We start from the raw sequence: 12,647 nt of genomic DNA on the forward strand, positions 1-12,647 counted from the left end.
GGCCGCCCGCGCACGACTTCGAGGAGACATCCGTGACCATCGAGATCCCCGGCTACAAGGCAGGCACCTGGACCATCGACCCCGCCCATAGCGAGGTCGGCTTCAGCATCCGTCACCTGATGATCAGCAAGGTCAAGGGCGTGTTCGAGAACTTCGACGCCACCTTCGTGACCGCCGAGAACCCGCTCGAGTCGAAGGTCACCGCCAAGGCCGACGTCGCCTCCATCAACACCAAGGACAAGAACCGCGACGCGCACCTGCGCACCGGTGACTTCTTCCTGGCCGAGGAGCACCCGACCATCGACTTCGTGTCGACCGGCGTGCGCCACGAGGGCGGCGAGTTCCTCGTCGACGGCGACCTCACCATCAAGGGCGTCACCAAGCCCGTCACCTTCGAGTTCGACTTCGGCGGCTTCGGTCAGGACCCGTACGGCAACTACAAGGCCGGCGCGACCGCCAAGACCAAGATCAACCGCGAGGACTTCGGCCTCACCTACAACGCCGCGCTCGAGACCGGCGGCATGCTGCTCGGCGACGAGGTCACCATCACGCTGGAGCTCCAGGCCGTCCTCGCTCAGGCCTGATCGCAGCCGCCTGAGCCTCCGCGCTCCCTCGACGACGCCCCGTCGTCGAGTCCGCACTTTCTGCACGCTGATCGCCCCGCGAGCGTGCAGAAATCGTGGACTCGACGGCGGGGCGTTCGCCGTTCAGTGACCGATCAGCGGGCCGAGGGCGCGGGAGACGACGGAGGGCTGGCGGGTGACCGACTCCTCGAGGTCGGCGGACTCCATCGCCACGAGGCCCGCGTTCGCGCCGGCGAAGCGCAGCGGCTCCGGCTCCCAGCGCGGGGAGCGGTGCCCGACCCACGGCAGCGCGGTCAGCTCAGAGCGGGTGCCCGTGAGCAGGTCGGCGAGGGTGCGGCCGGCCAGGTTGGTCGTGCTCAGCCCGTCGCCGACGTAGCCGCCGGCCCAGGCCTCGCGCGCCTCCTGGTCGTAGCCGACGCTCGCGTGCCAGTCGCGGGGCACGCCGAGCGGGCCGCCCCAGTGGTGCGTCACCCGGGCGCCCGCCGCATCCGGGAACAGGTCGAACAGGGTGCGGATGAGGTGCTCGCGTACCCGCGGAGACCGGTCGTACTCCGGCCGGATGGCGCTGCCGAGGTGGTAGCGCGCGCCGCGTCCACCGAACGCGAAGCGGTTGTCGGCGGTGCGCTGCCCGTAGACGATGAGGTTCCGGAAGTCGGTGAACGTCTGACCGTGCTCGATGCCGATGCGCTCCCACGTCGCGTCGGGCAGCGGCTCCGTCGCGATCATCAGCGAGTAGAGCGGCAGGATGCGCCGTCCGATCTGGGGGAGCTGCGAGCCGTATCCCTCGGTCGCGTTCACCACGGTTCCGGCCCGGACGACGCGGTCCGCGCCTCCCGAGCGCACCCGGACGGTCCCGCCCTCCCAGGACTGCACCGTGGTGCCCTCGGCGATCGTGGCGCCCCGCCGCTCCACGACCCGGGCGAGGCCCCGCACCAGCTTCGCCGGGTGGATGCGCGCGCACGCGGGCGTGAAGGTCGCGGCCACGGCGTCCGCCGCCCGGAACCGGGCGCGCACCGTCTCGGTGCCCCACAGGGACACGTGGTCGACGCCGAAGCGCTCCGACTCCTCGAACTCGGCGCGCGCGGCGGCCACCTGCGGGGCGGACCGCGCGAAGGTCACCGTTCCGCCGCGCGTGTAGTCGATGTCGATGCCCTCGGCTTCGGCGACGCGGCCCACCTCGTCCACGGTCCCGACCATCGCGCGCCGTGTGGCCACGGCGGCGTCGAAGCCGTACCGCTGCTCGAGCTTGGACGCCGACCAGGGGAAGAGAGACGAGCACCAGCCGCCGTTGCGGCCGGAGGCGCCGAACCCGGCGACCTCCTTCTCCAGCAGCACGATCCGGAGCGCCGGGTCGCGCTCCTGCAGGTAGTACGCCGTCCACAGGCCGGTCAGGCCGGCGCCGACGATGGCGACGTCGGCCTCCAGGTCGGCGTCGAGGCCGGGGCGGGGGCGGAAGCCGTCCTCCGCCTCGGCGATGGAGTCGAACCAGAAGCCGACGCTGCGGTAGTCCATTGCGCTCCTCTTCTTTAAGAGACGAGTCCGGGACCGCGTGCGCGATCCCGGACTCGTCCCTCGGGTGGCCTACAGGTGGTTCGACGCCTCGGTGAGCACCGACTCCAGGATCTGGCGGATCTCGACGAACTCGCTCGGCCCGATGGTGAGCGGCGGGGCGAGCTGGACGACGGGGTCGCCCCGGTCGTCGGCGCGGCAGTAGAGGCCCGCGTCGAAGAGGGCCTTCGACAGGAACCCGCGGAGCAGGCGCTCCGACTCGTCGTCGTCGAACGTCTCCTTGGTGTTCTTGTCCTTCACCAGCTCGATGCCGAAGAAGTAGCCGGCGCCGCGCACGTCGCCGACGATCGGCAGGTCGAGCAGCTTCTCCAGCTCGGCGCGGAACAGCGGCGAGTTCTCGCGGACGCGCTCGTTGAGGCGCTCCTCCTCGAAGATGTCCAGGTTGTCGAGCGCCACCGCGGCCGAGACCGGGTGACCGCCGAAGGTGTAGCCGTGGTAGAACGACGTGTTGCCGTGCTTGAAGGGCTCGTAGATCCGGTCGCTGATGATCGTCGCGCCGATGGGGGAGTAGCCGCTGGTCATGCCCTTGGCGCAGGTGATCATGTCCGGCACGTAGCCGTACTCGTCGCACGCGAACATGTGGCCGATGCGGCCGAAGGCGCAGATGACCTCGTCGCTGACCATGAGCACGTCGTACTTGTCGCAGATCTCGCGCACCCGCTGGAAGTAGCCGGGGGGCGGCGGGAAGCATCCGCCGGAGTTCTGGACCGGCTCGAGGAAGATCGCGGCGACGGTCTCCGGACCCTCGAACTGGATCATCTCCTCGATGCGGTTCGCCGCCCAGACGCCGAAGGCCTCGATGTCGTCGCTCGGAGCGCCCATCTCGTCGGCGCGGTAGAAGTTGGTGTTCGGGACGCGGAACCCGCCCGGCGTCAGCGGCTCGAACATCTCCTTCATGGCGGGGATGCCGGTGATCGCGAGCGCGCCCTGCGGGGTGCCGTGGTAGGCGACGGCGCGGGAGAGCACCTTGTGCTTGGTGGGGCGCCCCTGCAGCTTCCAGTAGTACTTGGCCAGCTTGAAGGCGGTCTCGACCGCCTCGCCGCCGCCGGTGGAGAAGAAGACGCGGTTCAGATCGCCCGGAGCGTAGGAGGCCAGCCGGTCGGCCAGCTCGATCGCGTTCGGGTGGGCGTAGGACCAGATGGGGAAGAACGCGAGCTGCTCGGCCTGCTTGGCCGCGGTCTCGGCGAGGCGCTTGCGGCCGTGGCCGGCGTTCACGACGAAGAGTCCGGAGAGGCCGTCGATGTACTGCTTGCCGTGGGAGTCCCAGATGTGGTGGCCCTCGCCGCGCGTGATGATCGGGACGCCGTGGCCCTCCTCCATCACCGACTGACGGGCGAAGTGCATCCAGAGGTGATCGCGCGCTTTGGCCTGCAGCGCCGCCTCCTCGGCCGCGATGGGTTCGCCGAACGTTTCTACGGTTGTCGTCATGGTTATCGCGTTCCCCAGTTGTAGAACTGTTTGTGGAGTTTCAGATACACGAACGTCTCGGTGGAGAGCACGCCCTCCAGCGTCCGGATCTCGGAATTGAGCATCGTGATGAGGTCGAGGTCGTTCTCGCACACCACCTCCGCGAGGATGTCGAACGTGCCCGCGGTCAGCACCACGTAGTCCACGTCCGGCATGGCCGCCAGCTTGTCGGCGACCGCCCGCGTGTCGCCCGTGCAGCGCACGCCGATCATCGCCTGCCGGTAGAAGCCGAGCTGCATCGGGTCCGTCACGGCCACGATCTGCATCACACCCGACTCGGTGAGCTTCTGCACGCGCTGGCGCACAGCCGCCTCGCTGAGACCGACGGCCTTGCCGATCTCCGCGTACGACTTGCGGCCGTCCACCTGCAACTGCTCGATGATCGCCTTCGAGACGTCGTCGATCGTCGCAGCCTTCTGGCCGTTCGTTGCCCGAGGGGTACTCATGGACCGATTCTGTCAGCGGATCAGGGACCTGGCAAGCGATTCCGCACGTATCTGGCCATTCCGGTGACGAAATCAGTAGGCTGCGGGCATGAGCACACCCGAACTGCGGAACTTCGTCGACGGTGGCCACGTGGAGGCGCGCGGCTCGTCCGGCATCCCCCTGATCGACCCCGCGACCGAGGACGTGTACGGGACGGCGCCGGTCTCGACGGCGGAGGATGTGGCCGACGCCTACCGTGCGGCGGAGCGTGCTTTCGGCGTGTGGGGACAGACCACGCCGGCCGAGCGGCAGCTCGCCCTGTTCCGGATCGCCGACGCGATGGAGGCGCGGGCCGAGGAGTTCGCCGACGTCGAGTCCCAGGACACCGGCAAGCCGCGCGCCACGCTCGTCGAGGACGAGATCCTGCTCTCTGTCGACCAGATCCGCTTCTTCGCCGGGGCCGCCCGCAACCTGGAGGGCCGCTCGGCGGGGGAGTACATGCCCGACCACACGTCGTTCATCCGTCGCGAGCCGATCGGCGTCGTCGGCCAGGTGACGCCGTGGAACTACCCGCTGAACATGGCGGTGTGGAAGTTCGCCCCGGCGCTGGCGGCCGGCAACACGACCGTGCTCAAGCCGTCGGACACGACGCCGCTCTCGACCCTGCTCCTAGCGGAGGTCGCCGCCGAGTTCCTCCCGGCGGGCGTGCTGAACGTGGTGCTCGGCGACCGCACGACGGGGGCGGCGATGACCGCGGACCCGGTGCCCCAGCTGATCTCGATCACCGGCTCCGTGCGGGCGGGCATGGAGGTGGCGCGCGCCGCCTCCTTCGACCTGAAGCGCGTGCATTTGGAGCTCGGCGGCAAGGCGCCGGTGATCGTCTTCGACGACGCCGACCTCGAGAAGGCGGTGGAGGGCATCGTCGCGGCCGGGTACTTCAACGCCGGTCAGGACTGCACCGCGGCCACCCGGCTGCTGGTGCAGGACGGCATCCACGACGAGTTCGTTGCGGCGCTCGCGCAGTACGCCCGCGACAACGCCCGCACGGGAGCGCCGCGCGAGGCCGGCATCCTCTACGGTCCGCTCAACAACGCGAACCAGCTGGCTCAGGTCGAGGGATTCGTCGACCGGCTGCCCGACCACGCCCAGGTGGAGACCGGCGGCCGCCGTCAGGGCGACCGCGGCTACTTCTGGGAGGCGACGATCGTGTCCGGGCTGCGGCAGGACGACGAGGCCGTGCAGAACGAGATCTTCGGCCCGGTGCAGACGGTGCAGCGGTTCTCCGGCGAGCGGGAGGCGCTGGCGAACGCCAACGGCGTGAGCTACGGGCTCGCGTCGTCCGTCTGGACGAAGGACCACGGTCGCGCCATGCGGTTCGCCAAGGGGCTCGACTTCGGCTGCGTGTGGATCAACACGCACATCCCGATCGTGGCCGAGATGCCGCACGGCGGGTTCAAGCACTCCGGCTACGGCAAGGACCTCTCGCAGTACGGCTTCGAGGACTACACCCGCATCAAGCACGTGATGTCGTACATCGGCGAGTGAATCATCCTGTCCTATAGGTATCGAGCCGCCGTCTCCGCTACGCTGCCTCCACACACATCGTCGTGTGGAACAGAAGCGAAAGGCAGTCGATGTCTGCAGAGCACCCGTCCGAGCACCTCGGGGACGGCGAGCACCTCGCCGTCCTCGGATACGAGGACTCCTTCAACCGGTCGATGACCTTCTGGGCGAACTTCGCCCTCGGTTTCACCTATCTGTCGCCCCTGGTCGGCGTGTACTCGCTGTTCGCCGTGGCGATGGCCACCGGCGGGCCGCCCTCCATCTGGTGGATCGTGATCGTCGGCGCCGGGCAGCTCCTGGTGTCCCTCGTCTTCGGCGAGGTGGTCTCGCAGTACCCGATCCACGGCGGCATCTACCCGTGGGCGCGGCGGCTGTGGGGCCGGAGGTACGCCTGGATGGCGGCCTGGATCTACATCTGGGCGATGATCGTGACCATCACCGCGGTAGCGGGATACGGGAGCGGGTTCCTCGCCAGCCTGTTCGGGCTGGAGCCGACCAAGGAGGTCACGCTCGGGCTCACCGTGCTGCTCCTGGTGGTGGCGCTGGCCCTCAACTTCACGGGGACGAAGACGCTGGCGACCGTCGCCCGCATCGGGCTGGCCGCGGAGCTGATCGGCGTGATCGCGGTCGGGCTGTACCTGCTGATCTTCCAGCGCAAGCACCCGTTCTCGGTGTTCTTCGACACCATGGGCGTGCAGGGCGACGGGTCGTACCTCGTGGCGTTCCTCGGCGCGGCCCTGGCCGGCCTGTTCCTGTTCTACGGGTTCGAGGCGTGCGGGGACGTGGCGGAGGAGGTCGCGGACCCGGCGCGGCGCATCCCGAAGGCCATGTCGATGACGATCCTCGTCGGCGGCGTCTCGGCGCTGTTCGCATTCGGCGGCTACGTGCTCGCCGCTCCCGACCTCGAGAAGATCGTCGCGGGCAAGGACGTGGACCCGATCCCCGAGATCCTGCAGTCGGCGCTCGGCACGGTCGGCGCCAAGATCTTCCTCGTCGTCGCGGTGACCGCGTTCCTGTCCTGCGTGCTGAGCCTGCAGGCGGCGGCGAGCCGGCTGCTGTTCTCGTTCGCCCGCGACGGGATGATCCCGGCGCACCGGTGGCTGGCGAAGGTGTCGCCGCGGACGAAGGTGCCGGTCAACGCGCTGATCGTGGCGTGCAGCATCCCGGTGCTCATCACGCTGATCGTCTACGTCGGTCCTGACGGTCTGATCACGCAGGTGACCGCCTTCGCCGTGCTCGGCATCTACGTGGCGTTCCAGTCGGTCGTGCTGGCGTCGCTGCGGCAGCGGGTGAAGGGGTGGCGTCCCGCCGGGCCGTTCAGCCTGGGCGGCGCCGGTCTGGTCGTGAACATCCTGGCGCTCGCGTACGGCGTGTTCGCGATGGTGCTGCTGGCGTGGCCGACGGCGACGGGCAGCGTGTTCAACGACTGGATCGTGCTCATCGGGCTCGGGATCGTCGCCGGGGCCGGTCTGCTGTACCTGTTCATCGCGCGGCCGGACCGTCACTCGGATGCGCCGGAGGGCGACGCGATCCGCGTCGCCGAGCTGCTGCGCGCGCGGCGCGCCGCCCCCGCGACGCCCGCGGCCCCCGCTCCCGACGCCGCCGTCTGAGCGCACGATTTGTGCCAAATCGCGGTTCTCGCCTCGGTGAGACCGCGATTTGGCACAAATCTCGGGCCGCGGGTCAGGACTCGCGGCGCGGGATCCCGAGGGGGTTGCCGTCGCGGAGTTCGGGCGGGAGCACCTCCCGGGGCGCGTCCTGGTAGGCGATCGGCGTCAGCCAGCGGCGGATGGCCGTCGCCCCGACCGAGGTGTGCACGCTCGCGGTGGTGGCCGGCCAGCCGCCGCCGTGGTGCTGCGCCCAGCCGATCGCGACGCCGGTCGGCCAGCCGTCGAAGAGCAGGCGTCCCGCGATGCCCGACAGGCGGTCGGCGAGCGCGGTGACGTCCTCCCCGGATCCGCGGTGGATCGCCGCGGTGAGCGAGTGCTCCAGGGCGCTCAGGATGCGGTCGAGCTCGTCGTCGGAGTAGCTCACCACCACGGTCACCGGGCCGAAGCACTCGGCGAGGAAGGTCTCGGGATCCGCCAGGAACGCGCCGGCCGGAACCGACACGATGGTGGGCGTCGAGACACCATCGCCATCGCTGCCGCGGGTGACCGTCACCTCCGGTCGCGCGGCCAGCGCCTCGACGCCGTCCGCGAACGCCTCGGCCATCCGCGGCGTCAGCTGCCGGCTCGCGGGCGCGTCGCCGAGGGCGGCCCGCGCCGCCTCCTCGACCCCGCCGCCCGCCGGGGCGATGACGAGCCCCGGCTTGGTGCAGTACTGGCCGGCGTCGCGGGTGAACGAGCCGACGAGTCCCGTGCCGATCTCGGCCGCGCGTTCCGCCGCGGCCTGCCGGGTGACGACCACCGGGTTGATGCTGCCCAGCTCGCCGTAGAAGGGGATGGGGTCGGGGCGCGACACCGCGAGGTCGAACAGCGCGCGGCCGCCGCGGACGGAGCCGGTGAAGCCGGCGGCGCGGACGCCGGGGTGACGCACCAGCTCGACGCCCGCGTCCATCCCTTCCACCAAGCCGAACCAGCCCGCGGGCAGAACCGCCGCGGCGAGAGCAGCGGTCGCGCGCGAGAGCTCGGGATGCCCGGGGTGCGCCTTCACGATCACGGGACACCCGGCGGCCAGGGCCGACGCGGTGTCGTTGCCGAGCACGGAGAACGCGAACGGGAAGTTGGAGGCCGCGTACACGGCGACCGGGCCGAGCGGGCGCAGGATGCGGCGGAGATCCGGACGCGGCGGCACGAGCGACGGGTCGGGAGACTCGACGACGGCCTCCAGGTATCCGCCTTCCCTCGCGACGCCCGCGAAGAAGCGGAGCTGCGCCGCCGTGCGGGTCACCTCGCCGTCGAGACGCGCTGTCGAGAGGTGGGTCTCGTCGTGGGCGATGGCGACGAGGTTGGCGCGGTCGGCCTCCAGGGCGTCGGCGAGCGCCTCCAGCCGGTCGGCGCGCCCGTCCCGCGTGGTGCGCCCGATTCCGGAGCGTGAAGCGGCCGCGACCGCGTCATCCACTGCGGTCATCGTCGTCGCAGTCCCGCCGCTCATGCGAACGCCGCCAGCCCGGTGAGCGCCCGCCCGAGCACCAGGGTGTGGATCTCGTCGGTGCCCTCGTAGGTCCGCACCGACTCGAGATTCGCCATGTGCCGCATGACCGGGAACGCGTTCGTGATGCCGTCGCCGCCGAGGATGGTGCGGGCCTCGCGCGCGATCGCGAGCGCCTCGCGCACGCTGTTGAGCTTGCCGACGCTGATCTGCGTCGGCGTGAGCGTTCCCGCCTCCTTGAGGCGGCCGAGGTGCAGGGCGAGGAGCACGCCCTTCTCGTACTCGACGAGCATGTTCGCGAGCTTCTCCTGGATGAGCTGGTTGGCGCCGATCGGACGGCCGAACACCTCCCGGCTCGTCGCCCGCGCGATGGACACCTCCAGGCAGTCGCGTGCGGCGCCCATCGCTCCCCAGACGATCCCGTAGCGGGCCTCGTTGAGGCACGAGAACGGCCCCGAGAGCCCGCGCGCCCCGGGCAGCTGGGCTGAGCCGGGGACGCGAACCTCGTCGAGCACGATGTCGCACTGCACCGACGCGCGCATCGAGAGCTTGCCGTCGATCGCCGTGGCCGTGAAGCCGGGGGTCGACGTCGGGACGAGGAAGCCGCGGACGCCGTCGTCGGTCGCGGCCCACACGACGGCGATGTCGGCGAGGGCGGCGAGGCCGATCCACCGCTTGGTGCCCGTGATGAGCCAGTCGTCGCCGTCGCGCCGTGCGCGGGTGCGCATGGCCGCCGGGTCGCTGCCGCCGTCGGGCTCGGTGAGGGCGAAGCAGCCGATCTTCTCGCCGCGCGCCATCGGCGGAAGCCACTCGGCCTTCTGCTCGTCGGAGCCGAACTTCGAGATCGCGCTCATCGCGAGCGAACCCTGCACCGACACGAAGGTGCGCCAGCCGCTGTCGGCTGCCTCCAGCTCGTGGCAGACGAGACCGTAGCTGACCGCGCCCGCTCCCGCGCATCCCTCATCCTTCAGGTGCATGCCGAGCACGCCGAGCGCACCCAGCTCGGCGACCAGCTCGCGGCGGAAGTGCTTGTCCTCGAAGTCCTGCTCGATCACCGGCCGGATGCGGTCGGCGGCGAAGGCGCGCGCGCGGTCGCGCCAGCCCCGCTCCTCGTCGCTGAGCAGATGGTCGATGCTGAACGCCTCGTCGAGCGTCGTCGTCACGGTGGGTCCTCTCGCCGGTGGTCAGTCCTCGTCGGCCCAGCGCGCGTCGTGCGCGCCGAGCAGCGGGGCGGGGGTGCGGTGCACGGCCGGTGCCGTGTCCAGGTGGATGGGCGTCGCCGGCTGCCGGGAGCGGCGGCCGGTGGCGGGGTCCACGGTCTCGACGACCGGGTCAAGGCCGAGCGACGCCGCGAACACGAACGCCTCGGCCACGCCGTTGACGAGGCCCGCCGGGACCCGCTCGCGGGTCAGCGTCGCGACCCAGTCCGCGGCGGGGCGGACGGCGAGCAGCGGTTCGAGCGCCTCGCGCAACTCCGCGCGGTGGGCGACGCGCGCCTCGTTGGTCGTGAAGCGCGGGTCCGTCGCCAGTGCGGGCCGCCCGAGTGCGGCGGCGAAGGCGGCGAATTGACGGTCGTTGCCGACGGCGACGACCAGGTCGCGGTCGGCGGCCCGGAACAGCTCGTAGGGCGCGATGCTGGGATGCGCGTTCCCGAGCCGCTCGGGGGAGCGTCCCGTCGCGAGGGTGCCCGACGCCTGGTTGGTGAGGGCGGCGAGCAGCGAGCCGAGGAGGTCGACGTCGACGCGCGAGCCGCGCCCGGTCGCTTCCCGCTGCCGGAGGGCGAGCAGGACGCCGGAGAACGCGTTCAGGCCGGTGAGCACATCCACCAGGGCGACGCCGACCTTCGTGGGCTCGCCGCCGGGCGATCCCGTGATGCTCATGAGGCCGCCGACCGCCTGCACGAGCAGGTCGTAGCCGGGCAGCGCCGCGCCGGCGTCGCGGCCGAAACCGGTGATCGAGCAGTACACGAGCCGCGGGTTCGCTGCGCGGAGCGTCGCCTCGTCGAGGCCGAAGCGCTCCATGACGCCGGGGCGGAAGTTCTCGACGACGATGTCGGCGGTCTCCGCCAGCCGGCGCGCGGCGGCGAGGCCGTCGGACGTGCCGAGGTCGCAGACGACGGACCGCTTGTTCCGGTTGACCGCGCCGAAGTAGGTGGATTCGCCCGCCTCGTCGGCCGGCGGCCGCCAAGCGCGCGTGTCGTCGCCCGTCGGGCTCTCGATCTTCACCACGTCCGCGCCGAAGTCGGCGAGCATCATCGTGGCGTAGGGCCCGGCCAGGACGCGAGAGAAGTCGGCGACGCGGACACCTGCGAGGACGCCGGCCGGGAGGCCCTCCGGGGTCGGCTCCGCCATCCGCGCTCCTTTGCTCGACGTCGATTCATCCTATACCGGATGAATCGACCGGGATATCGTGGTCCCGTGACCAGCGAGCCCCGCACCGTGCCGCAGACGACGCGCGCTGTCCCCGGTGCCCGCGACGCCGTCTTCGCCCAGCTCGCCGACGCCGGCCGGGCGGAGCAGGTCGCCCGGCGGCTCGCCGACGCGATCGTGCTCGGCGTCCTCGCGCCGGGGGAGCGGCTGCCCAGCGAGGCGGAGCTCGCCCGTCGCTTCGGCGTCGCCCTGGTGACCACCCGCGAGGGCTTGGGGATGCTGCGCCAGGACGGACTCCTGGAGACTCGTCGCGGACGTGACGGAGGCAGCTTCGTCGTGCGCCCCGGCGACCCGGACGACGCCCTGCTCACCACGCGTCTCCGCGGACTCTCGCAGGTCGAACTGGGCGACCTCGCGGTGTACGTCACGGCGATCGCGGCGGGCTGCGCCGACCGCGCCGCCGAGCGTGCGACCGCCGAGGACGACGCGCGCCTGCGCGCCTGGCTCGCGGCGGCGGACTTCTCCAAGGCTCCGGAGGCGCGGCGCAGCGCCGGAGGCTTCCTGCTCGAACTCGCCGTGCTGAGCCAGTCCACCCGGCTGGTGCGCGAGCAGCTGCGGCTGCAGGCCGAGTTCGGGCCGCTGCTCTGGCTGGGGATGCGCGACGCGGCCCTGCGCATGGCGACCCGGGATGCGGTGCACGGCGTCGCCGACGCGGTCGCGGCCCGCGACGCCGAGCGCGCGCGTGCGGGTGTGAGCGCCCTCCTCGGCGCCGTCGCCCGGTGGCTGCTCGCCGCGAAGGCGCGGATCGAGACCGGGGGTGCGATCGGTGGCTGAGACGCCGGCGACGCACGGCTCGGCGGCGGTCGACGCGGCGGCGGCTCAGGTCGAGGAGCTGTTCGCACGCATCCACGCGACCCTCGACGGCTGGCGCGAGGCGCTGCCTGGCCCGGGCGACGGGACGGTGGACGAGCGTGTCGCCGCGCTGGTGCTGCCTGCACTCGACGCCGACGACCCGCTGCTCATCGGCGCGGGCTACATCGCCGCGCCGGAGGGGCCGGAGGGTGACCTGCGGTTCGCCTGGTGGCTGGGCGCGCTCGACGACAATCCCGTCTTCGGCGCCACCTCGGGGCCGTCGAAGCTCGATCTCGCGTCCCGTTCGTACTCCGAGTACCTCCGCGACCTCCGCTCGCTGGAGTGGTACCGCATCCCGCAGTCCACCCACCGCACGCACGTCACCGGCCCGTACGTCGACCATCTGTGCGCGTGCGACTACATCGTCACCGTGACCTCGCCGGTGGAGCGTTCGGGCGCGATGATCGGGGTGGTCGGGGTCGACGTGTACGTCAAGCGCCTGGAGCGCGAGCTGCTCCCCGGGATGCTCGCCGCCGGGCGTCCGCTCGCCCTGGTCAACGCGGCGGGGCGCGTCACGGTGTCCACCGACCCCGCGGTCACGGTCGGGACGGTCGTCGCGGTGCCGGACGGCGCGCGCCACTGCGCGGGGACCCCGTTCCGCCTGGTCGAGCATCCCGTCGGTCGGTGACCGTGCCGGTTCCCGGCTACACTCGCATCGACCACG

The 12,647-nt window shown here is 71.5% G+C and carries 11 protein-coding genes; 5 read left to right on the forward strand and 6 right to left on the reverse strand.

Annotation, left to right across the window (positions count from 1 at the left end; all coding sequences use genetic code 11):
* The first annotated feature begins 32 nt into the window (after positions 1–32).
* Complete coding sequence (locus ACTJI1_RS18645; RefSeq protein WP_310129072.1) at positions 33–584, forward strand: YceI family protein; 552 nt, start codon at positions 33–35, stop codon at positions 582–584.
* 123 nt (positions 585–707) lie between these two features.
* Here the strand turns inward: ACTJI1_RS18645 and ACTJI1_RS18650 are convergent, their stop codons facing one another.
* From ACTJI1_RS18650 to ACTJI1_RS18660, 3 genes are all read right to left on the reverse strand, one after another.
* The gene (locus ACTJI1_RS18650) at positions 708–2,096 is read right to left on the reverse strand and encodes an NAD(P)/FAD-dependent oxidoreductase (RefSeq protein WP_440743775.1); all 1,389 of its coding nucleotides are present in this window, start codon (positions 2,094–2,096) and stop codon (positions 708–710) included.
* Positions 2,097–2,165: 69 nt separating this feature from the next.
* The gene (locus ACTJI1_RS18655) at positions 2,166–3,581 is read right to left on the reverse strand and encodes an aspartate aminotransferase family protein (protein WP_310129074.1); all 1,416 of its coding nucleotides are present in this window, start codon (positions 3,579–3,581) and stop codon (positions 2,166–2,168) included.
* Between the two features lie 2 nt (positions 3,582–3,583).
* On the reverse strand, positions 3,584–4,066 hold the full coding sequence (locus ACTJI1_RS18660; RefSeq protein ID WP_310129075.1) for an Lrp/AsnC family transcriptional regulator: 483 nt from the start codon (positions 4,064–4,066) through the stop codon (positions 3,584–3,586).
* Positions 4,067–4,154: 88 nt separating this feature from the next.
* Here ACTJI1_RS18660 and ACTJI1_RS18665 point away from each other — a divergent pair, with 88 nt between their 5' ends.
* Together ACTJI1_RS18665 and ACTJI1_RS18670 are read left to right on the forward strand one after the other, a co-directional pair.
* Positions 4,155–5,591 (forward strand): gamma-aminobutyraldehyde dehydrogenase, encoded by a 1,437-nt coding sequence (locus tag ACTJI1_RS18665; protein WP_440743776.1) that lies wholly within the window; start codon positions 4,155–4,157, stop codon positions 5,589–5,591.
* A gap of 89 nt (positions 5,592–5,680) precedes the next feature.
* The gene (locus ACTJI1_RS18670) at positions 5,681–7,219 is read left to right on the forward strand and encodes an APC family permease (protein ID WP_440743777.1); all 1,539 of its coding nucleotides are present in this window, start codon (positions 5,681–5,683) and stop codon (positions 7,217–7,219) included.
* Positions 7,220–7,292: 73 nt separating this feature from the next.
* On the opposite strand, the gene ACTJI1_RS18675 is transcribed toward ACTJI1_RS18670, so the two are convergent.
* From ACTJI1_RS18675 to ACTJI1_RS18685, 3 genes are read right to left on the reverse strand one after another with little or no spacing between them, the layout of a single operon-like run.
* The gene (locus ACTJI1_RS18675) at positions 7,293–8,705 is read right to left on the reverse strand and encodes an aldehyde dehydrogenase family protein (protein WP_440743778.1); all 1,413 of its coding nucleotides are present in this window, start codon (positions 8,703–8,705) and stop codon (positions 7,293–7,295) included.
* Entirely contained in the window at positions 8,702–9,865 is a 1,164-nt protein-coding gene (locus ACTJI1_RS18680) for an acyl-CoA dehydrogenase family protein (protein WP_440743779.1), read from the reverse strand. The genes ACTJI1_RS18675 and ACTJI1_RS18680 overlap by 4 nt, the downstream gene beginning before the upstream one ends.
* 21 nt (positions 9,866–9,886) lie before the next feature.
* Complete coding sequence (locus ACTJI1_RS18685) at positions 9,887–11,053, reverse strand: CaiB/BaiF CoA transferase family protein (RefSeq protein WP_440743780.1); 1,167 nt, start codon at positions 11,051–11,053, stop codon at positions 9,887–9,889.
* Positions 11,054–11,119: 66 nt separating this feature from the next.
* On the opposite strand from ACTJI1_RS18685, the gene ACTJI1_RS18690 reads away from it, so the two are divergent.
* Together ACTJI1_RS18690 and ACTJI1_RS18695 are read left to right on the forward strand one after the other, a co-directional pair.
* A complete protein-coding gene (locus ACTJI1_RS18690; protein ID WP_440743781.1) occupies positions 11,120–11,905 on the forward strand; it encodes a FadR/GntR family transcriptional regulator in 786 nt (261 codons plus the stop codon).
* Complete coding sequence (locus ACTJI1_RS18695) at positions 11,898–12,611, forward strand: cache domain-containing protein (protein ID WP_440743782.1); 714 nt, start codon at positions 11,898–11,900, stop codon at positions 12,609–12,611. Before ACTJI1_RS18690 ends, ACTJI1_RS18695 begins: the two co-directional genes overlap by 8 nt.
* The last annotated feature ends 36 nt before the right edge of the window (positions 12,612–12,647 follow it).

Source organism: Leifsonia sp. 22587, assembly GCF_052044215.1.
Taxonomy (GTDB): Bacteria; Actinomycetota; Actinomycetes; order Actinomycetales; family Microbacteriaceae; genus Leifsonia; species Leifsonia shinshuensis_C.

Bases quoted from the DNA above. Each gene is read 5' to 3' on its own strand.
- ACTJI1_RS18675 (WP_440743778.1), bottom strand. From the start codon at position 8,705: ATGAGCGGCGGGACTGCGACGACGATGACCGCAGTGGATGACGCGGTC.
- ACTJI1_RS18685 (WP_440743780.1), bottom strand. From the start codon at position 11,053: ATGGCGGAGCCGACCCCGGAGGGCCTCCCGGCCGGCGTCCTCGCAGGT.
- ACTJI1_RS18665 (WP_440743776.1), top strand. From the start codon at position 4,155: ATGAGCACACCCGAACTGCGGAACTTCGTCGACGGTGGCCACGTGGAG.
- ACTJI1_RS18660 (WP_310129075.1), bottom strand. From the start codon at position 4,066: ATGAGTACCCCTCGGGCAACGAACGGCCAGAAGGCTGCGACGATCGAC.
- ACTJI1_RS18670 (WP_440743777.1), top strand. From the start codon at position 5,681: ATGTCTGCAGAGCACCCGTCCGAGCACCTCGGGGACGGCGAGCACCTC.
- ACTJI1_RS18655 (WP_310129074.1), bottom strand. From the start codon at position 3,581: ATGACGACAACCGTAGAAACGTTCGGCGAACCCATCGCGGCCGAGGAG.
- ACTJI1_RS18650 (WP_440743775.1), bottom strand. From the start codon at position 2,096: ATGGACTACCGCAGCGTCGGCTTCTGGTTCGACTCCATCGCCGAGGCG.